The sequence below is a fragment of the Rhizobium sp. NZLR10 genome (assembly GCF_019685125.1).
Taxonomy (GTDB): domain Bacteria; phylum Pseudomonadota; class Alphaproteobacteria; order Rhizobiales; family Rhizobiaceae; genus Rhizobium.
Genome location: NZ_JABDWE010000003.1, coordinates 381,564 through 400,910, shown reverse-complemented (window position 1 = coordinate 400,910; position 19,347 = coordinate 381,564). Strand labels below are relative to the sequence as shown.

The following is a 19,347-nucleotide window of genomic DNA, read 5'->3' as shown; positions in this document are numbered from 1 at the left end:
AAGGTCGACATACGAAAACAGCGACCCCGTCCGATCATCCCCGCCGCGCATCCAAATTCCCTCGAAATCACTTGCAAGATGGAATCATGTGTCCAGCCCAAAAGCCAGTGGGTTTTTCAGCAGCCTGCTAGAGCGTGGCAGCGAAGAGAGCTCCGACAGTTGGCCCGCTTCGCGAGCTCCACGCGTGAGACACTGAACGTCAGGCCTTGGCCGAGATCGCGCTCAGCTCCTCGAGATCGAGATCGCGTTCCAGCTCGTCCAGCGTCTCGTCATCGATGTCGCCGGCGCGGTGGAGACGAATGAGTTCCCGTCGCCCTGTCGCAACCGCTTCGAGAACGACGTCAAAATGAGCATGGAGCAGCGGCACGTAATGCTCGGTTCTCTCGGCGTAGTCGACGATGGCTGTCGCCCTGCGCTGATAGCGCTCCAGCAATTGAGGGTGGATGAGCTTTCCCTCTGCGTCATATGCCAGGTTTTGGACGATCCCGAGCTGCACCTGTGCCATGGCGGCTTCGGCCTGGCTCATTGTCAGGCGCGCTCTTTCCGTCTCCGGCGCCAGCCGCGCCCAAGCAATCACCCGCCCCAATGTCGTGCCCTGCACCAGCACGGTTCCGAGAATGACGGCGAAGGACGTGGCGAGGATGAAGTCACGGCCCGGGAAATCCTCGGGCAGGCTCAGCGCCAAAGCGAGCGTGACCACCCCGCGCACGCCTGCCCAGCTCAGAACGGTCGCCCCGCCTGCTCCGAGCGGCCGGGCACGCGTGAACCCGAGCGCTGCACACGACCTGATGACGAGATCGGAGGCGAAGACCCAGGCGAAACGCGCGACCACGAGTGTCACGAGGATCGCCAGCATCGGCAGTCCCATCGTCGCGATCACAGTGTTAAAGCCGCCGCCGCGTTCGACGACATCCCGGAGCGACAGCCCGATCAGTGTGAAGACCGCCGCCTCCATAAGGAAGATCATCACCGTCCAGAACGAGGTGCCTCGCATGCGCGTCGCCGCTGAAAATACAGTGTGCTGGTGCCAGGAAGCGATCAGGCCCGTGGTAACGGTGGCGATGACGCCGGAAACATGCAGCAGTTCGCCAAACAGATAGGAAATCCAGCCGAGCAACACGGTGGCGGCGATGATAAGATAGTCGTCGCCGAGATGCCGGATAAGTTTGACCCACGCCGCTCCGATCACGATGCCGACGATGGCGCCGCCGAGCGCCAGCACGAAGAAGTTACCAACCGCCTCCCCCGCGCTGAAGGCTCCCGTTGCGGCGGCGGCAACGGCAAAACGGAAGAGAACCAAGCCGCTCGCATCGTTGAGCAGGCTCTCGCCTTCCAGCAGAATCTGAAGGCGCCTTGGCAATCTTACGCGCTCCAGCACGGCGCGCGCTGAAACCGCGTCCGGCGGCGCAACGATCGCGCCCAATGCCGCGCAGGCGGCCCAGGGAAGTGATGGAAAGATAAGATGGACGACAACAGCCACGACGGCGCAGGTGAAGAGTACCGCGCCGACGGCAAGCGAGGCGATCCCGATCATATGGCGCCGCAGCCGCGACAACGCAATTGACCAGGCGCCATCCATCAGCAGCGGCGGCAGGAAGATGACCAGCACCAGCTCGGGATCGACTGATATCGCCGGCAGCCCCGGCACAAAGGCCAGCAAAGCGCCCCCGGTCAGCAGCGCGACGGACGGCGGCAGTCCGAGCCTGTGGGCAGCATAGTGCAGCGCGATGATCGCCAGAAACATCGCGATAACAAGCTCGAATAAGTGGGTTGGTTCCATGTGCCCTGCCCTGGCTCAGCAACGAATGTCGGATGCCTGCTCCAAAGAGTTACAGCGACGTTGCGCATCTGAAAAGACGCGCCGCGCTGTAAAGGTTGCAAGATCGGAAATGGCTGTTTTGGTCCAGATGCGGCCGAAGATAATTTCCGCCTCTGCCATCAGCGGCCGACCAAGGAGGATATCTGGCAAGCCTATAAGACGCAGCGGGAGCTCGTTGATGGCAAGATTGGAGACTTCGGCCCAGGTTGCCATCAATCATTGTCTGGATTTAATTGGAACTTCCTGCGCATCCTCCTTACACGCTGCGTCTTCAAGAAAGGAAGACATATGAAAAGGCGAACCCTCGTGCTTGGAGGTGCGACTATTGTCGCTTCAACCGTGGCTGCGGCAGCCATCTGGCCACGGCGGCATATCACCGTTGCCGCCAGGACATTCGACTGGAAGGGAACGGATTTCCTGAGCGGCGGCACAAAGTCGGTCGCATTGGAAAAGTTGCCTGCGCCGCTCTTCCGCAGCCGTCCGAATTGCATCGTGACCACCGCCCAGACCCTTGGCCCCTGCCACGTCAACAATATTCCGGCCCGTCAGGACGTCTCGGAAGGAAAGGCGGGGCTGCCGTTGCGGCTGGCCGTGCGCATCGTCCATGCCGCCGATTGCCGCCCGGTCGAAAATGCCGATATCGAGATCTGGCATACCGATCATCGCGGCGTCTATTCCGGCCGCGAGGCGGCCGACATGTGTACGCTCGGCGACGCCGAGGCGGTCGGCGGGCTCGCCTTTCGCGGGCGCCAACTGACGGATGCTGAGGGGCAGGCAAGCTTCCTGACGGCCTATCCCGGATGGTACAAGGGCCGCACGCCGCATGTTCACTGCCGCATCCTGGTCGAAGGCAAGGAGCTTCTCGTCAGCCAAATCTATTTCGACGATACGCTGAGCGACATCATTTATGGCGAACATCCGGACTATCTTGGACGCCCTCCCCGCGATACCCGCACTGAAGCCGACGGCCTTATCCCAGAGGATGCCGCCGATCACATGTTCGATTTCGAGAAGCTCGACGGCGGCGTGCTTTCCGCCACCATCACGATCGGCCTCTCCTCCTGAGCGGACAAGCCAGGGAGAAAGCCGCCAATCGCCAGCGGTTGACCAAGTGCCTTTCCAATTCTGGCGCGCAATGCCGGGCTCAGCGGAAGACACGCGGCGCTAATCTAATTCCGCATCCGGCATGAAACCAGATGCAGCATTCCTTCGTACTAACTCTCGACAGCAGAATACAGGCAGCGAGGGTCGATGGCATGGTCAGGAATGAAGGTGTAGCACACATCACCCGGCAGGTCGCCGAACAGGGGCTGGCCAGGCTGATGATGAGGCTGCCCGCGACGAGGGCAACGATCCGAGCGGCCGCGGCGAGCCAGCCCCATCTTTACGAACTGTGCGGAGCCTATGGCGAGGCCTGCGCCGTCCTCGATCGCATGCGCAAGGATATGTCGGCCGATCCGGCGATCATTACCGAATACGAGATCATCTGCGCGGAAATCGAAATCGACGTCACCGGGATCCTGCTCGGCGACTGATGAGTTTGCCGCCGGCATCCCCCGTCACGTCAGCACGCCATCCACATGGATGGAAATGCTCAGCGTATCCGTGTCGAAATGATGCGCGACCCCATCGGAGATCTTATAGAGGAAAGTCTCGCTCACGTTTCCGCTAAGCCCGGCAAGCTTCGTCGTGTCGAGCGTGTAGCTATAGTCGCCGTGATCGTCGACATGGATGCTGCCGTATTGGCCGGTCAGCGTCAGGCCATCCTTGCCGACGACCTCGCCCCCGAAGCGGCGAAGCAGCAGGGTCCCATTGGCCGAGCTGTCGTTTTCAAGGAGATTGCCATGATGGGCGCCATCCGTGTCGGCTGAGATTTTCAGGCTGTCATGGGTTGCGACAATCGCCGGGGCCGCGTCCACGTGCGTCGTATCTGCCGCAGTGAGACTATCGTGAGCGAAAAGCGTCGCCTGGGCCTCGTCGAGCGTCGTGTTGTTGCTGACCGGAAAGGTGTTCGCCGCGATGATTGCCGGCGATATGCTGTAGGGCGTAACGTCGCTTGCGATGACATTATCGTGGAAGGCGCCGGATGCAGGTCTGTCGACCTTCAGCGCTGCCTGCGACAGGTCGTCGAAGACGTTGTTATGGATATCGATATCTTCACGAATATAACTGGTGGTGCCGGCAGCGCTGACCGCCACGCCCCATACGCCGTCATGGATATAATTGCCCGAGATATCATAATCCCGCGTATCGCCCTGGTCGCCGAGACCGATGGCGTAGGACCAGCTGTAACCGCCATATCCTGAAATGTCGTTGTCATGGATGGCAATATTCGTGCCCGCCTGAGCGCTCACCCCGAAGCCGCCGCCAACCAGCGTGTTATCCTCGATTAGGGCATTCACAGGCCTGATGAGCGCCAGCACGCCCTTTGTGCTGATGGCACCCGTCTGGTCGAGAACATTGCCGCTGATCAGGATGTTGCTGCTGTCGTTCATCTGCACGGCGTCTGCCGCAGTTCCATGGGCGTTGGTGACGGTATTGTTGATGAGGGTGACGCCGTTGATCTTCTCGATCCAGATGCCGTCGCCGTTCACGTCGTTGATCGTGCTGTTTTCGATGGTGATGTTCGAGCCGGTTCGGAAGGTGACGGAACCGGCCTTGCCTGCCAAGCCGGTGTGATCGACCTCGACATTGCGCACCGTCCAGTTCGAAACACTGCCGCCATAGATGGCTGCACCGCCGGTATCCGAAATCTTGATGTTCTCGATGACGATATTGGAGGCATAGAGGCTGTGAATGCCGTCGCCGGGACTGTGGATGACGGGCGCATCGCCGACCCCGTAGCTGCCGATGGTGATCGGGGCGCTGACGGTGCCGGAATATTTGAGGTCGAGCTGGTCGTTGTACACGCTACCGGCAGCGAGCAGCACACTGTCGCCGGGCTGTAGCTTCAGATTTTCCACCGCCCAGAAGGACGCAAAAGGCGTGTCCTCGCTCGTTCCGCTGTTGCTATTGGCCCCTGTTGCCGAGTTCACATAATAGACTGTCATATCGCCTTGTTCTCGCATTGTCGCGCAGCCCTCTGGATGAGCGGCGACGAGTGGATCGGATGCGGTCGGGGCGAAAGGCTGGAGGGCCTTCTATGCCATACGGCGATAGACAGGCCTTTGGCCTGCCTTGCTCCCGAGAAGCCTGGCGGTGGCTGCATCCTCAATAATACAACTTAAACGTAAACAATATATAAAATAACGACCGAAAGGTGAATGAACGGTAACCTACCTTTTATTGACGGTCAGGCGAGGTACCCAGCAGACCAGTTCTCTTCGGTGGTCGCCCTCGTCCTCGGAGCCCAGGCCCCATCAGGATGAGGCCGAAGAGAAGGTGTGGCTTACCAATCGGTGCACCATTTAGAAGGCACACCGGTCAGCCCTCATGCTTGAGGCACGTAGCCAGCGGGGCGAAGCTTCGAAGGACGAGGGCGGGGTGGCTGAGCGCCCCTAACTCCATCTGAAATATTCGATAGCACTGGGGGTGGCCGCCCTCGCCCTGCGAGGCCCCTTCGGGGCACGTCAGGGTGAGGGCGGCGAGAGGCCGTCCCCTACCCTCAGCTCAGCAAGCCATCCGTATGGATGAAGACAGTCAGCGTATCCGCGTCGCTATGATGCGAGGTTCCATCGTCGACACCATAACTGAAGGACTCGCTCACATGTCCGCTATGGTCGGGGAGCTTCGTGTCATCGAGCGTGTAGGCATAGTTGCCCTCTCTGTCCACGTGGATGGAACCATAGTCCCCGGTCAGAGTCAGTCCGTGCTTGCCCACGCTTTCGTCTCCGAAGCGGCGAAGCACCAGGGTGCCGTTGTCCGAACTGTCGTTTTCGAGAAGATTGCCATGATGGGCGGCGCCCGTATCGGTCAGGATCTTCAGGTTATCATGAACAGCGGCAATCGCCGGATCCGCGGCCGCGTCCGTCACTGCGGCAGCCTTGGTATTCGTGCTTGCAAGCGCCGTCTCGACATTTGCGACCGTATGGTTGTTACTGACGGAAAAGGTGTGCGCGTCAACGACGGCGGGCGACAGGCTGGTGGCATTGACCCCGCTCTCGATGGTATTGTTGTAGAACGTGCCCGATGCCGGCCGGTCTACTTTCAGCGCTGACTGCGTGAGGTCGTCGAAGACATTGTCGTGGACCTTGATATTCGTGAGGGTATAGCTGGTGCCGATGGCGCCGCTGACGGCCACTCCCCAGGCGCCGTCGTGAATATGGTTGCCCGATATGTCGTAATCTCGCGCACTACCCTGATCGCCGAGACCAACGGCGAAAGACCAGCTGTAACCGTGAAATCCGGATATGTCGTTGTCGCGGATGGCGACATTCTTGCCCGCGGGCGCACTGATGCCGAAGCCACCCCCGGTGAGCGTATTATTCTCGACCACCGCATCCGTGGCCCGCACCAGCGCGATCACCCCCTTCGGGCTGCTGGCATCAGTCTGGTCGAGATGATTGCCCTTGATCAGAATATTGCTGCTGTCGTTGACCTGCACGGCATCGGCCGTCGAGCCATTGGCGCTGGTGACGGTATTGTTGAGAAGTTTGACGCCGCTGACCTTTTCGATCCAGAAGCCGTCGCCTTTGACATCCGATATCTTGCTGTCTTCGATCGTGACGTTCTTGCTGTTCCTGAAGGTGACGGCACCGGCGTTTTCCGACATTCCCGACTTGGCGATCTCGACATTGCGGACCGTCCAGTTCGTGACATCGCCGCCATAAATGGCCGCACCGCCTGTGTTCGATATCTTCAGGTTCTCGATGACAATGTTCGACGCATAAAGACTGTGGATACCGTCACCGCCGCTATGGATGACAGGTGCGTCCCCCGTCCCGTAACTGCCGATCTTGATCGGCGCGCTCGCGCTGCCGGAATTTTTGATATCGAACTGCTCGTTGAACACGCTGCCCTTGGCGAGAAGCACGCTGTCGCCGGCTTTCAGCGTCAAAGATTCCACTTTGGATAATGTCGCAAAAGCTGATTTCTCGCTCGTTCCGCTGTTCTGATTGGAGCCGATTGCTGAATTCACATAATAGGTTGTCATATCGCCGTGTTGCCTTGTTGGTCGGATCGCTATGAGCCGCGAGAATCGAATCGGTATCGGTCGATCCGACGCAGCGGGGGCAACCGGCCACGGCAAGAAGGCGACAAGATGTTGTCAATGCGGCAGCGAGAAGGTTCGCGGGCCTTCTTCCACAGGCAAACACCCCAGTCGACTAAGATATTGGAAAGATGCAACTTATCCGAAAAATATCCGGCACGGTAATTGCATGAACCGACGGCGTCGCACGGTTCTGTGATGACTGGGCCGCAAAGCGCGCCGACCGAGGGCGGGTGACAATCACGGCGCCTCCTACCCCCTCGCCCGCAACGCCGAACTCAGCGGCAGCCGGGCAGCCGCCAGCGCCGGCAAGGCGCCGCCGAGGATGCCGATCGCAAGCCCCAGCACGCCGGCAGTCAGGATCACATCAAACGTCACATCGAGTTGGAACGCCATTTTGGTGTTGTTGGCGCCCATTGTGCTCGCCTGCCAGCCGTTAAAGGCAAGGCGGGAGGCGAGGATGCCGAAACCCGCGCCAGCCACGGAAAGCAGCACCGCCTCGAACCAGGTGGCGGCGAAGGCCGGCAGGCTGGAAAACCCGAGCAGGCGCAGCGTGGCGATCTCGACGCCGCGGTCGGAGACCGAGTTCATCATCGTGTTCAAAGCGCCCGCCGTCGCGCCGATCGCCATCAGCAGCGCGATTGGCCAGCCAAACAAGCGGATCAGCCTCTCGGTCCGCTCGGCCTGCGCGGCATAGAGATCGGCCTCCGAGATGGTGGTGAGCGGCGTGCCAGATAGATCAGACAGGCGCTGGCGCAGCGTCGCCAACGCTGTTGCGGGGTCGACGCCGGCAAGCTTCACGCGCAGGCTCTGCACCTGCCCCTGCCAGTCGAAGGCCGATTGCACCGCGTCCAGATCCGCCCAGATCTCTGACTCGAAGGCGCTGCCGCCGGCGGTGAAATGGCCGGCGACGGTCCAGTCGACCGCGCCGAACCGTACCGTCTGGCCGACGCCAAAGCCGGGGAAAGCCTCTGCGACGCGGGCGCCGACGACGATCTCGCGCGCGCCTGATACAAACAGCCGCCCTTGCAAAAGCCGGGCGCGGCCCCGGAGATCGATCCCGGCCCGGTCCATGCCCCGCAGCGACAGCGTCTGCTCGGCACCGTCGCTCCCCTTTACATCGATCGGCACGATGGTCTCGCGCGACAGCGCCAGTCCGCCGGCGCCATCGCGCGCAATCCCGGTATCGCCGCTCATGGCAGTCAGGCTGCGGATCGCATCGGCCGGCACGTCCGAGCCGGTCTCCTGATTGGTGCCGCCGCCGAGGATGATGGCGATATCGGGCGAGCCGGCGGCGGCAAGAGCGGCCTCGAAGCCGCGCGCCATCGCCAGAAAGCCTGACAAAACAGCGACCACGAGGGCGACCGACAGCACCATCGACAGCGAAATCCACAGCCGCCGCGGCAGGCTTCCGAGGTTGACTCTGATCATGAGAAAGGTCTGCTTGAGCGCTGATGACATTGGATTATCTCATTCTGAAGGCGTTGACGATTGGCAGGCGCATGGCGTTCAGGGCCGGCAACAGCCCGGTCAGCAAGCCAAGCCCCACAATGATCGCGGCGGACTTGAGCAGTACCTCAAAGCTGAAGACGAGGCCGAATTCCGGCCCGATGGAGAAAGTTGCGAGCTTGGCGAGGAGGAGCCCACCGGCGCCACCGACGGCGAAGATGAACAGCGTCTCGCCGAGAATGAGCGCCATGATCGCCCCGCGAGAAAAGCCGAGCACCTTCATCACGCCGATCTCGAAGCGGCGCTCCCTGATGGCGAAGAGCATGGTGTTGACCGATATCATCAGGATCGTCACGAAGGCGGCGCCGACGACGAGGCTGACGATCAGCCCGACATCGGCGAATTGCCGCAGAAACGCTTCGAGGAACTGCTTTTCCGATTGCGTCCGGGTCTGCGCCGCCGAATTGGCAAAGAGCGCATCGATGCGCGCCGCCAACAGGCCCGAGGCGACACCTTCGCGCGGGCGCACCACGAAGGCGTCGACCGTATCCTTGTCGCGCGCGCGGGCGGCATTGACCATGTCGTAGCGGGCGAGCATGAAATAGGTGTCGGTGCCGGCATCAGAACCCTCGAAGATGCCTGATATGGTGAAGCTCCAGTTCCGGCTGCCGTCGGCCTTCATGATCTGGCTGGTGACGCCGATGCGCTGGCCGACCGACCAGCCCTGCGCCTCAGCCAATGCCCTGCCGACGAGCACCCGGTCGCGACCCTCTTCCAGCGCCGCGATCAGCTCTGGCGTCAACCCGAGTTCGGCGCCATTGGCGGCGGCAATCGCCTGCGGATCGACCGCGCTGACGGCCACGACATTCTTCTCGACCTCGACGAAGCCTCGCATGCGCGCCGTATAGGCGACGGCCGCGACATCACCCTCCGTGGCGATTCGGTTGAGATAAGCAAAAGGCAGCGGCAGCCCCCGGCCCGATTTGTTGAAGACGCCGAGCAGATTGTCGCTGGCGCCGGCCGCGCTCTGGCTGCCGCTGACGAAACTCGCCGTCAGCCCGTAGATCAGGAAGGCGATGCCGACCGAAAACATCAGCAAAACGGCGCGTAGCCGTTTGCGCCAGGCATTGCGCCGCATGAGCTCGACGAAGGTCATCGGCTTTCCCCCTCGACGAATTCGCCCTTGTTGAGATGCAGCGTGCGCCGGGCAAAGGCGGCGGCCTCGGGATCATGCGTGACCATGATGATGGTCTTCCGAAGCTCGCGATTGAGGAGGCCCAGCATCTCGAGGATATCATTCGCCGATTTCCGGTCGAGATCGCCGGTCGGCTCGTCGCAGAGAATGAGATCGGGATCGGAGACGATGGCGCGCGCAATGCCGACGCGCTGCTGCTGCCCGCCCGACATGCTCGACGGAAATTGCCGCTGCCGCCCGGTAAGCCCGACAAGATCCATGACCGTATCGACGCGCGCCCGCCGCTCCTTGCGCCCCAGCGGCTTAAGCAGCAGCGGCAGCTCGATATTCTCCGCCGCATTCAGCATCGGCAGCAGATTGTAGAATTGGAAGACGATGCCCATGCTGTGCGCCCGCCAGGCGGCTCTCGCCCCCTCGCCCATCTGCTCGAGATGGCTGCGCCCGATCCGGATCTCACCGGCGTCAGCGCTGTCGATGCCGCCAAGCATATTCAGCAACGTCGATTTCCCCGAACCCGACGGCCCCATCACCGCGACGAAATCGCCGCGCGGAATGGAAAGGTCGAGCCCCGAGAAGACCGGTATGGTCTCCGCCCCGATCCGGAACGCCTTCCTGACGCCGGCAAGCGTAATATAAGGATCTTGAATGTCGGTCATACTCTGCTCCTTGGTGGTTCGTTGATCCGTGGCCGGGAACCGGTGGCCGCCCTCGTCCTTCGAGGCCCCCCTGTGGGGCACCTCAGGATGAGGTCGGAGAGACGTCGCGGTTTGCGGCGCCGGAAGCCAAACCGCACGGCACACGATCAGCCCGCCGCCACGCGGCACACTTTCCAGCCACACGGCACAACAACCAGCCCTCATTCTGAGGTGCGCAGGCCAAAGGCCGGAGCCTCGAAGGACGAGGGCGGATGATGGGCACCAGCGGCCGACGCACCCACACCCGCGGCATCACCCACCACCAGCCGGATGCGCGCAGCCATGGCAGGCCGCATGCCTGGCGGCGGAGACGCCAGCGACAGGCGCAGCGTCACCGTCCCCTTCTCCCGCGAAATGACAGGCGCGATCTTCGAGACCTCGACCGCAAAGGGCTGGCCGGGAAAGCCGTCGAGCACTGCCTCGCCTGACAAGCCCGGCCGCATCAGCGCGATATTGGCTTCGGCCACATCGGCATCGATGACCAGGCTCGCCATATCGGTAATGACGAGCAGGCTTTCATCCTCCCGCACGCTGTCCTCGCGCGACAGCACCGTGTCGCCGACATGCGCGTCGAGCCGCGTGACAGTGCCGGAGATCGGCGCACGCACAGTCAGCGCCTCCACCTGCTCACGCGCCTTGTCGATCTCGAGTTCCGCTTTTTTGACATCCTGTCTTGCCTGCTGGGCTGCATTCTCGGCCCGGTCGACAGCTGTCCCCGCCTCCTCCAGCGCCTGCGCCGACATCGCATCACGTCGGGCGAGCCGCCCTGCGCGCGCAAGCGACGACCGCGCCTGCGCTAGTTCGATATTCCTCGCATCAAGTGCCAATGCCGCCGCCCGCCCGGCAATCTCCACGCCCCGAAGCGAAAAGCCCGCGCCGGCATCGTCGAGCCGCACCAGCACCTGCCCCGCGACGACGCTATCGCCCGCCTCCACCCCGACCGCGACAATCCGGCCCTCATATTTGGAAAAAACGGTGGTGATAACGAGTGCGGTGACATAACCGGAGCCGGTGATTTCCCGGGTCGAAGCAGTCGTGCCCTTCGCTCCATCCTCGATCGGAGTCCGTACCCCCTCAACGGCGGCACCGCGCCTGGCTGGCGCCTCCACCCCATCGGCGGATATCCCAAGGTCGCTGCCCGAAAACCCCGCAAGCGCGGTCTCGATTCGCTGCAGCGCCTCGGATCCATTGGAAAGAACCGCCGCCAGCGATGCCGCCGCCGCAATGACGAGCATTGCGCCAGGGGTCGTGCGCCGCCGGGCATGAGGCTTCGGCGGCTCTGTCTCGAAGGCCGCGGGCTCGATCGAAAGCGATCTGAGCTTGGCGGCAAGGTCTCGGTCATGTTCGGATGTGGTGTTCATGCCGGCAAACATCGCCGACCCGGCAGAAATCGCGACCTGGAACACGATCCAGGGAGTCCTCGATCGCGATTGTGTACGTGGGAGTGGCCGGCCTCGTCCTTCGCGGCCCCTGCGGGGCGCCTCAGGATGAGGGCGGAGAGAGGTCGCGGTCGGCTCACCGGCAGCCGCCATCGCTTCCCTAGAGGCGGCCTGGAACTCGTCGGCTCAGGCTGAACATCCTCTCACCCCTTCCGCTGCCGCCAGGCCAGCGGCGTCATATCAGTCACCCGGCGGAATTCGCGGTTGAAATTGGATTTGGTCTGGAAGCCGACCTCGAACATTACCTCGGTCACCGGTTTCTCGGTGGCGGCGAGCAGCCGGCAGGCCTCGCCGATCCTGTAGTCGTTGACATATTGCGAGACGTTCTTGTCCATTGCCCGGTTGATCGCCGCCGAAATCTGCCGCGCCGGGATGCCGGCCTTGCGGGCCAGCCGGTCGAGATTGAGATTGGCGTCGCGATAGAGTTTCCTTGCCTCCATCAGCGCATCGACCGCAGCGATCGTCTCCTTATCCTCGCTCGTCTCCGGCCGCAGGGCTGTCTCCACCGTCTCGGCAGGCGCCCGGCTTCGGCTGGCGACGGCGGCCGCGATACCGAGGATGACGAGGACGGCGAGATTTCCTATACTGATCAGCGTCAGCGCGCGCTCGCTGTGTGCCGAGGTAAGGTCGAGGAAGACGAAGGTATCGACCGCGGCCGAGAGACACAGGGCGGCGGCCGTAAAGATGATCGCCCGATAGGCCGGCACCGCCCCTTCGAAGGGCGCCAGCCGCAGCGCATCTGCGCCAGGGCGCATCAGAAGCAGGATGACCAGGGCATAACCGACGAAAACAAGCACCAGCGCGATATCGATCGCATCCCGCCAGAAAGCCGTCAGAAGCAGGATAACGACGGCGGGCACGGCATGCAGCGCAATCCGCACCGGCAGCGGCCGCCGGCTCGTCCGGACCAGCCGGGAAACCCCGGCATAGGCGAGCGGCGGCACTATCGCCGCGATCACCGGCGCGACCATCCCCACCGTCTGCACCCCATAGCCCCAGCGCAAGCCGGAGAGCACGGATTGCAGCGCGGCGAGCAGGATAAGCGCCAGAAACGGCCGGTTCGGCGCAGCCTCCTCGTCCTGCCTGAGGACGGTAACGAAGAGGACAAGCAGCAGAAGGGCAACGGCGAAGGGAAGCGGAATAAACAGCATGGCCTGATAGGATCGTGGCGAATAGATGGTCATCATTGCCGAGATCCTCGCCCGAAGCGACCTCCATCACGTTTTAGGTAGGGATTTTTGGCTCCGCCTCTCCGCGCTCATCCTGTGCTCGTCAGCAATCCGGCCGCGGCCACGGCCGCCTCCTTGCTCCGTTCGGCAAAGGTGACGGCGGTGATCGTCAGCAGTGTATCGGTCACACCATCCCTTATGCGATGGTGTTGACGAGGCCGCCTTCGGCCCGGAGCGCCGCGCCATTGGTAGCAGACGAACGGGGGCTCGCGAGATAAGCGACCAGGCTTGCCACTTCCTCGGCCTCCACCATGCGCTGCAGGATCGAGGCGGAGCGTGCGGTTGCGAAGAATTCGGCCTCGATCTGCTTGATGGGCGCGGAAGGATCGCTCGCCTGGCCGCGCAGGAAGGCTTCGATGCCGTCGGATCGGGTCGGCCCGGGCAGCACCGAATTGACGGTGACGTTGGTGCCGCGCGTCAACTGTGCCAATCCACGTGAAATCGAAAGCTGCGCTGTCTTGGTGGTGGCGTAATGGATCATATCCTGCGGGATGGCGAGCGCGGATTCGCTCGAGATGAAGATGATCCGGCCCCAGTTCCGCTCCAGCATGCCGGGCAAATAGATGCGTGACAGGCGCACGCCGCTCATCACATTGACTTCGAAGAGATGGCTCCAGTCGGCATCGCTGATGTCGTTGAATGCTTTGCTTTCATAGATGCCGAGATTGTTGACCAGGACATCGATGGAGGGTGCCGCCTTGGCGATCTCGGCAACCCCCTCACCGGTACCGGCATCGGCCAAAATCCCGCTGACGCCCTTGGCGCCCGATGCCGTGATATCGGCGATGGCAGTGTCGAGCTTGCTCCGGTCGCGGCCGGTGATGATAACACGTGCGCCTTCGGCGGCCAGCGCGCGGGCGATTTCCAGCCCGATGCCGGCGGTGCCGCCGGTGACGAGTGCAGTCCTGTCAGTCAGTTTCAAGTCCATCATGAGGTCTCCAAATTGCGTTCTGGACCAATTTATGATCTGAGAAGACAAAGAACTATTGCCTGAAATGGACATGCACCTGTGAACGAGGTTCCTCAATGATGCGCGTTCTGATGGAGCGTTCAGGCGAGATGGAAGTCTTTGCCCGCGTGGTCCAGGAGGGCGGCTTTTCGGCCGCAGCCCGCAGCCTCGAAATCACTCCGTCCGCCGTCAGCAAACTGATCGCCCGCCTGGAAGCACGGCTCGGAACGCGCCTGTTGCTGCGCACCACGCGCGCCCTGACGTTGACGGAGGAAGGCGAAGCCTATCATCGCGCCGCACTCAGAATCCTGCAGGATCTGAACGACGCCGATCAGGAAGCGGCGGGCGGCGCTGTTCGCGGCCGGCTACGCGTCAGCGTCACCGTGCCCCTCGGAACTATGTTCGTCGCACCCGCCATGCCTGATTTCGTCGCCCGCAACCCCGATCTCATCGTCGAGCTGAGCCTCACCGACGGCATCGTCGATCTGGTCGCTGAGAAGACCGACGTTGCCATTCGCATGGGAAACCTTCCGGATAGCGGCCTGATCGCCCGCAAGCTCGGCCAGTCCCGGCGCGTCGTCTGCGCCTCGCCATCCTACCTTGCGCTGAAGACGCGGCCGCAGATCCCGGCCGATCTCGAACATCACGACTGCCTGACCTTCAGCTTCCGCCGCGCCCGGCCGTCATGGCCCTTCCGCTGCGACGGCAAGGATATCGAACAGCCGGTGTCGGGAAGCCTTGTGGTCAACAACGGCGAGACGATGAAGCAGATGGCGCTTGCCGGCGCTGGCATCGCCCGTCTCGGCCGGTTCCACGTTGCGGCCGAAATTGCCGAGGGAAGCCTTGTCGCCTTGCTGGAGGATTGCAACCCGGGAGACTTGGAACTGATTCACGCCGTCCACGTTGCCGGTGGCCCCATCCCCCATCGCGTTCGCGCCTTCATCGACCACATCGTCGGGACGCTGAAGGCCTCGCCGCTGCTGCATGCGGATTGATTGCTCGATGAGCGACAGGGTGACGCCGGGATGGGGCCGTTCAATCGCCCGAGCATCGCCTCTCCATGCGTGCGCCGACGAAGATGTCTGACCTCCCGGAGGTCACACCTACGACAGGGCCGACGCCAGGATCAGAGGCGATGCAGGAACTCAAGCACGCGGGTGGTGAGGAGCGCAGTCGCATCCGCGTCATAGGATGGCAGCGAACTGTCGGCGAAATAGTGCTGATCGCCGGGATAGAGGAAAAGCTCTGCGTCCTCGACCTTCGCCACGATCTCGCGGGCGGCGTCGACGTCACCCTCGCCGACAAAGATCGGATCGTTGTCCATACCATGGATCTGCACCGCAACGCCGTCCGGCCAAGGTCCAAAAGCCCATTCGCCGCTGATCGGCAGGCAGGAGTAAAAAAGCAGGGCCCCGCGGGCGCCCCGCCGTGTTTGTGCCAGCTTCTGCGCCGGCAGCACCCCGAAGGAGAACCCGGCATAGACCAGTTCGGGAGGCAGTTGGTCGGCGACCCGGACGCCGCGCTCCCTGATGGCGTCGAAGCCGATCTCGCCAATATGGGCAAGCCCCTCCTCGATGCTGTGGAATATGCGTCCGTCGAACAGATCAGGCGTGTGCACGATGTGGCCGGCTGCCCTGATCTCGTCGGCGAAGGCGCGCACTCCAGGGGTCAGCCCTTGTGCGTGGTGGAACAGCAAAATCTCGGCCATAATTGCTTCCGGTTGAAATAGTCTATTCGATAAAAATTCGGAACCGATGACCGATATCTACGGCCCAGCCCCAAAGAAGGCGAGCCGGGTGAAAATCGTATAGTCCGCCTCCGATACCATCAGCGCGACGAAAACCAGCACCAGCACCGGCGGCAGCAGAATGGCGTAGACCAGCGCCAGCCGTTCCCAGGCCATGTGCATGAAGATGGCGACGATCAGCCCGGCCTTCAGCATCATGAACACAAGGATCAGCGTCCACCTGAGATAGCTCTGGATGCCGAGATAATCGACCATGTAGGAACAGGCGCTGAGCACGAAGAGCAGGCCCCAGACGAAGAGATAGAGCCGGATCGGGTGCTGCTGTCCCGGGGCTTGTGAATGCGGTGTTTGTGCATGCGCCGTTTGGGTGTGTGCATGCGCCGTTGTCTCGTTCATGACGACCTCACCACAGATAAAAAAACGCGAAGATGAAGACCCAGACCAGGTCGACGAAGTGCCAGTAGAGGCCCATGATCTCGACGGCCTCGTAGCGCCCTCTCCGGCTGGTGAAGAAGCCGCGGCGCTCCTCGTCGAAATCGCCCCGCCAGACCTTGCGGGCGACGATGAGGAGGAAGATGACGCCGATCGTGACGTGGGTGCCGTGAAAGCCGGTGATCATGAAGAATGTCGATCCGAACTGTGCTGCCCCCCACGGGTTCTCCCAGGGGCGCACGCCTTCGGTGATCAGCTTGGTCCATTCGAAGGCCTGCATGCCGACAAAACATGCTCCGAGAAGTGCGGTCAGCAGCATCAGCATCGCCGTCTTGTGGCGGTCGCGGCGATAGCCGAAATTGACCGCCATCGCCATGGTGCCGCTGCTTGAGATCAGCACGAAGGTCATGATTGCGATCAGAATCAGCGGAACATCCTCGCCCCCGATATGGAGCGCGAAAACCTCGCTCGGATTGGGCCATGCGACCGGCGTCGACATACGGGCGGTCATATAGGCGATCAGAAAACAGCCGAAGACGAAGGTGTCGCTGAGGAGAAAGATCCACATCATCGCCTTACCCCAGGACGCCGTCTTGAAGGCGCGCTGATCCGAGCTGAAATCGGCGGCGATACCGCGCAGACCGACCGGCCTGAGGTCCGGCTCGCCGTGCGTCTCGATAGTCTGTGCCATCTGCAACCTCCTAGTTCGGCCCCTGGTTCAGCCCCTATTTCAGCCCCTATTTCAGCCCCTATTTCAGCCCCTATTTCAGCAATGTGCGGCAGAGATCGACGAAATCATTCGCCCACCCGGCAAAGAGGGCAAAGAGCAACAGCCAGACGGCGAGCATGAAATGCGAATAGATGGCGGAAAGATCGACGCTGAGGCGTAGCCTGTCCGGCGCGACGTCGGTTGAGAATGCCCTGACGGTCGTGTGCGAGAGCACGGCAAGCCCACCGAGGATATGCAGTCCGTGCAGGCCGGTCAGCATGTAGAAGAAGCTGTTGGCGGGATTGTCGGCAAGCACGTAGCCGGCTGCAGTCAGTTCCCGCCAAGCCTGGATTTGTCCGACGAGGAAGAAGACCGCAAGCGCAAGTCCCGTCACAAGCGCTGGCCGCAGGGCTTCCATGCGGCCGTGCCGCGCTTCTCGTTTGGCCCATTGCAGCGCGGCACTGCTCAAGGCAAGTGCTGCCGTGTTCACCCAGAGCAGGCGCGGAACCGGCATCCCCCACCAGTCCGCCGACGCCATGCGCATGAAATAGGCGCTGACAGCAAGGCTGAAGAGCGCGCCGACGACACCGAGAAACACGAACAGGCCGATTTTCACCGCCGGCACGGGTGGCCGATCGGCGCTATGATGATCCGGCAGTTGCATGGATCCGGCTTCCAGCCAGGGCTTCGAGGTCAGCCGCTGCCCGGAAAGCCACCAGAAGATGATGGCGCCGACTGCGGCAAGGAAGAGCAGGATGACGTTCATGCCGGCACCTCCCGGGTGATGCCATCGCTTGCCGGCACATTCTGCGGGATGAAATCCTCGGCCGCCCCTGGCACGCTGTAATCATAGGCCCAGCGGTAGACGACAGGCAGGTCCTTGCCCCAGTTGCCGTGCGCCGGCGGCGTCTGCGGCGTCTGCCATTCGAGCGTCGTTGCCCGCCATGGATTGCCGCCGGCCTCCCTGCCCCGGAAAAGGCTCCAGACCAGATTGAACAGGAAGACCATCTGCCCGGCCCCGACGATCAGCGCCATGACCGTGATGAAGATGTTCAGCGTATGGGCCGAAGGTGGAACGAAGGCCGTCTCCCCGAGCTCGTAGTAGCGACGCGGCACGCCGAGCAGGCCGAGATAATGCATCGGAAAGAAGATCGCATAGGTGCCGAGGAAGGTGATCCAGAAGTGGATCTGGCCGAGCGCCTCGTTCAGCATGCGTCCCGTCACCTTCGGATACCAGTGATAGATCGCCCCGAAGATGACGAGGATCGGCGCCACACCCATGACCATGTGGAAATGCGCGACGACGAACATCGTATCCGACAGCGGCACGTCGACGACGACATTGCCGAGGAACAGACCGGTCAGGCCGCCATTGACGAAGGTAACGATGAAGGCGAGCGCAAAGAGCATCGGCAGCGTCAGATGGATGTCGCCGCGCCACAGCGTCAGCACCCAGTTGTAGACCTTGATCGCCGTCGGGACAGCGATAATCAGCGTCGTGGTGGCGAAGAAGAAGCCGAAGGCCGGGTTCATGCCGCTGACATACATATGGTGCGCCCAGACGACGAAGCTGAGCGCGCCGATGATGACGATCGCCCAGACCATCATGCGATAGCCGAAGATGTTCTTGCGCGCATGCGTGCTGATCAGGTCCGAGACGATGCCGAAGGCAGGTAGCGCGACGATATAGACTTCGGGGTGCCCGAAGAACCAGAACAGGTGCTGGAACAGGATCGGGCTGCCGCCGCTATGCTGCAGTTGCGTGCCCATTTCGACGATGGCGGGCATGAAGAAGCTGGTGCCGAGCACGCGGTCGAACAGCATCATGACGCAGGCGACGAAGAGCGCGGGAAAGGCCAAGAGCGCCATCACGGTGGCGGTGAAGATGCCCCAGACGGTGAGCGGCATCCGCATCAGCGTCATCCCCCGCGCCCGCCCCTGCAGCACGGTCACCACATAATTCAGGCCGCCCATGGTGAAGCCGATGATGAAGACGATCAGCGAGGAGAGCATCAGCAGGATGCCCCAGTCCTTGCCGCCGGGCGTGCCGGAGAGAACGGATTGCGGCGGATAAAGCGTCCATCCAGCCCCGGTCGGACCGCCGGGGGCGAAAAAGCCCGCAACCAGGATCAGCACCGCGAGCAGATAGATCCAATAGCTCAGCATGTTCGCGTAGGGGAATACCATGTCGCGCGCGCCGACCATCAGCGGAATGAGGTAGTTGCCGAAGCCGCCGAGAAACAGCGCGGTCAGCAGATAGATCACCATGATCATGCCGTGCATCGTGATGAACTGGTAATAGTGATCGGCGTCGATGAAGGCGAAATGGCCGGGGAAAGCAAGCTGCAGCCGCATCAGCCAGGAGAGTACCAACGCCACCAGGCCGATCGAGATGGCGGTGATCGAATATTGCACGGCGATGATCTTGGCATCCTGGCTGAACACATATTTCGTCCACCAGCTTCTCGGATGGTAAAGCTCGACATCCTCGACTTCGGCGGATGGAATGCTGCCGGATGGAATCTCGACCATGAT

18 protein-coding genes are annotated in these 19,347 nt (G+C 62.1%); 3 read left to right on the top strand and 15 right to left on the bottom strand.

The window, feature by feature from the left end; translation table 11 throughout:
• Positions 1-199: 199 nt before the first annotated feature.
• Positions 200-1,780, bottom strand: coding sequence for a Na+/H+ antiporter (locus HJB82_RS07575; RefSeq protein ID WP_207580917.1), 1,581 nt, complete (start codon positions 1,778-1,780; stop codon positions 200-202).
• Positions 1,781-1,795: 15 nt separating this feature from the next.
• Positions 1,796-2,032, bottom strand: a complete 237-nt coding sequence (locus tag HJB82_RS07570; RefSeq protein ID WP_207580918.1) for a hypothetical protein — start codon at positions 2,030-2,032, stop codon at positions 1,796-1,798.
• A gap of 75 nt (positions 2,033-2,107) precedes the next feature.
• On the opposite strand from HJB82_RS07570, the gene HJB82_RS07565 reads away from it, so the two are divergent.
• On the top strand, positions 2,108-2,884 hold the full coding sequence (locus tag HJB82_RS07565; protein WP_207580919.1) for a protocatechuate 3,4-dioxygenase: 777 nt from the start codon (positions 2,108-2,110) through the stop codon (positions 2,882-2,884).
• Positions 2,885-3,075: 191 nt separating this feature from the next.
• On the top strand, positions 3,076-3,354 hold the full coding sequence (locus HJB82_RS07560; protein ID WP_207584333.1) for a nodulation protein: 279 nt from the start codon (positions 3,076-3,078) through the stop codon (positions 3,352-3,354).
• A 24-nt stretch (positions 3,355-3,378) separates the two neighbouring features.
• Here HJB82_RS07560 and HJB82_RS07555 read toward each other — a convergent pair whose 3' ends face one another.
• The 8 genes from HJB82_RS07555 to HJB82_RS07520 form a co-directional block, all read right to left on the bottom strand.
• A complete protein-coding gene (locus tag HJB82_RS07555; protein ID WP_207580920.1) occupies positions 3,379-4,869 on the bottom strand; it encodes a right-handed parallel beta-helix repeat-containing protein in 1,491 nt (496 codons plus the stop codon).
• Between the two features lie 554 nt (positions 4,870-5,423).
• Entirely contained in the window at positions 5,424-6,911 is a 1,488-nt protein-coding gene (locus HJB82_RS07550) for a right-handed parallel beta-helix repeat-containing protein (RefSeq protein ID WP_207580921.1), read from the bottom strand.
• A 309-nt stretch (positions 6,912-7,220) separates the two neighbouring features.
• Positions 7,221-8,429 carry an ABC transporter permease gene (locus HJB82_RS07545; protein ID WP_221139773.1) on the bottom strand — a complete coding sequence of 403 codons (1,209 nt, stop codon included), beginning with the start codon at positions 8,427-8,429 and terminating at the stop codon, positions 7,221-7,223.
• 4 nt (positions 8,430-8,433) lie between these two features.
• A complete protein-coding gene (locus HJB82_RS07540) occupies positions 8,434-9,573 on the bottom strand; it encodes an FtsX-like permease family protein (RefSeq protein WP_221139772.1) in 1,140 nt (379 codons plus the stop codon).
• Complete coding sequence (locus tag HJB82_RS07535; protein WP_221139771.1) at positions 9,570-10,268, bottom strand: ABC transporter ATP-binding protein; 699 nt, start codon at positions 10,266-10,268, stop codon at positions 9,570-9,572. The genes HJB82_RS07540 and HJB82_RS07535 overlap by 4 nt, the downstream gene beginning before the upstream one ends.
• Before the next feature lie 200 nt (positions 10,269-10,468).
• Positions 10,469-11,713: an efflux RND transporter periplasmic adaptor subunit gene (locus HJB82_RS07530; RefSeq protein WP_221139770.1), complete on the bottom strand. Its 1,245-nt coding sequence runs from the start codon at positions 11,711-11,713 to the stop codon at positions 10,469-10,471.
• A gap of 176 nt (positions 11,714-11,889) precedes the next feature.
• A complete protein-coding gene (locus tag HJB82_RS07525) occupies positions 11,890-12,933 on the bottom strand; it encodes an AraC family transcriptional regulator (protein WP_221116765.1) in 1,044 nt (347 codons plus the stop codon).
• A 178-nt stretch (positions 12,934-13,111) separates the two neighbouring features.
• Positions 13,112-13,903 carry an SDR family NAD(P)-dependent oxidoreductase gene (locus HJB82_RS07520; RefSeq protein ID WP_221133149.1) on the bottom strand — a complete coding sequence of 264 codons (792 nt, stop codon included), beginning with the start codon at positions 13,901-13,903 and terminating at the stop codon, positions 13,112-13,114.
• 98 nt (positions 13,904-14,001) lie between these two features.
• Here HJB82_RS07520 and HJB82_RS07515 point away from each other — a divergent pair, with 98 nt between their 5' ends.
• The gene (locus HJB82_RS07515; RefSeq protein ID WP_207580927.1) at positions 14,002-14,919 is read left to right on the top strand and encodes a LysR family transcriptional regulator; all 918 of its coding nucleotides are present in this window, start codon (positions 14,002-14,004) and stop codon (positions 14,917-14,919) included.
• A gap of 131 nt (positions 14,920-15,050) precedes the next feature.
• Here HJB82_RS07515 and HJB82_RS07510 read toward each other — a convergent pair whose 3' ends face one another.
• The 5 genes from HJB82_RS07510 to ctaD all read right to left on the bottom strand — a co-directional run bounded on the left by HJB82_RS07510 (position 15,051) and on the right by ctaD (position 19,344).
• Positions 15,051-15,680, bottom strand: a complete 630-nt coding sequence (locus tag HJB82_RS07510; protein WP_311043802.1) for a dienelactone hydrolase family protein — start codon at positions 15,678-15,680, stop codon at positions 15,051-15,053.
• 9 nt (positions 15,681-15,689) lie between these two features.
• Positions 15,690-16,067, bottom strand: coding sequence for a cytochrome C oxidase subunit IV family protein (locus HJB82_RS07505; RefSeq protein WP_207580929.1), 378 nt, complete (start codon positions 16,065-16,067; stop codon positions 15,690-15,692).
• 7 nt (positions 16,068-16,074) lie between these two features.
• A complete protein-coding gene (locus HJB82_RS07500; RefSeq protein WP_207580930.1) occupies positions 16,075-16,794 on the bottom strand; it encodes a heme-copper oxidase subunit III family protein in 720 nt (239 codons plus the stop codon).
• 70 nt (positions 16,795-16,864) lie between these two features.
• Positions 16,865-17,578 carry a cytochrome c oxidase subunit 3 gene (locus tag HJB82_RS07495; protein WP_207580931.1) on the bottom strand — a complete coding sequence of 238 codons (714 nt, stop codon included), beginning with the start codon at positions 17,576-17,578 and terminating at the stop codon, positions 16,865-16,867.
• Complete coding sequence (gene ctaD / locus HJB82_RS07490) at positions 17,575-19,344, bottom strand: cytochrome c oxidase subunit I (RefSeq protein ID WP_207580932.1); 1,770 nt, start codon at positions 19,342-19,344, stop codon at positions 17,575-17,577. The genes HJB82_RS07495 and ctaD overlap by 4 nt, the downstream gene beginning before the upstream one ends.
• Positions 19,345-19,347 lie beyond the last annotated feature (3 nt).

Excerpts from the sequence above, each read along its gene's own strand:
- HJB82_RS07575 (WP_207580917.1), bottom strand. The coding sequence starts at position 1,780 with ATGGAACCAACCCACTTATTCGAGCTTGTTATCGCGATGTTTCTGGCG.
- HJB82_RS07570 (WP_207580918.1), bottom strand. The coding sequence starts at position 2,032 with ATGGCAACCTGGGCCGAAGTCTCCAATCTTGCCATCAACGAGCTCCCG.
- HJB82_RS07565 (WP_207580919.1), top strand. The coding sequence starts at position 2,108 with ATGAAAAGGCGAACCCTCGTGCTTGGAGGTGCGACTATTGTCGCTTCA.
- HJB82_RS07560 (WP_207584333.1), top strand. The coding sequence starts at position 3,076 with ATGGTCAGGAATGAAGGTGTAGCACACATCACCCGGCAGGTCGCCGAA.
- HJB82_RS07555 (WP_207580920.1), bottom strand. The coding sequence starts at position 4,869 with ATGACAGTCTATTATGTGAACTCGGCAACAGGGGCCAATAGCAACAGC.
- HJB82_RS07550 (WP_207580921.1), bottom strand. The coding sequence starts at position 6,911 with ATGACAACCTATTATGTGAATTCAGCAATCGGCTCCAATCAGAACAGC.
- HJB82_RS07545 (WP_221139773.1), bottom strand. The coding sequence starts at position 8,429 with ATGTCATCAGCGCTCAAGCAGACCTTTCTCATGATCAGAGTCAACCTC.
- HJB82_RS07540 (WP_221139772.1), bottom strand. The coding sequence starts at position 9,573 with ATGACCTTCGTCGAGCTCATGCGGCGCAATGCCTGGCGCAAACGGCTA.
- HJB82_RS07535 (WP_221139771.1), bottom strand. The coding sequence starts at position 10,268 with ATGACCGACATTCAAGATCCTTATATTACGCTTGCCGGCGTCAGGAAG.
- HJB82_RS07525 (WP_221116765.1), bottom strand. The coding sequence starts at position 12,933 with ATGATGACCATCTATTCGCCACGATCCTATCAGGCCATGCTGTTTATT.
- HJB82_RS07520 (WP_221133149.1), bottom strand. The coding sequence starts at position 13,903 with ATGGACTTGAAACTGACTGACAGGACTGCACTCGTCACCGGCGGCACC.
- HJB82_RS07515 (WP_207580927.1), top strand. The coding sequence starts at position 14,002 with ATGATGCGCGTTCTGATGGAGCGTTCAGGCGAGATGGAAGTCTTTGCC.
- HJB82_RS07505 (WP_207580929.1), bottom strand. The coding sequence starts at position 16,067 with ATGAACGAGACAACGGCGCATGCACACACCCAAACGGCGCATGCACAA.
- HJB82_RS07500 (WP_207580930.1), bottom strand. The coding sequence starts at position 16,794 with ATGGCACAGACTATCGAGACGCACGGCGAGCCGGACCTCAGGCCGGTC.
- HJB82_RS07495 (WP_207580931.1), bottom strand. The coding sequence starts at position 17,578 with ATGAACGTCATCCTGCTCTTCCTTGCCGCAGTCGGCGCCATCATCTTC.
- ctaD (WP_207580932.1), bottom strand. The coding sequence starts at position 19,344 with ATGGTCGAGATTCCATCCGGCAGCATTCCATCCGCCGAAGTCGAGGAT.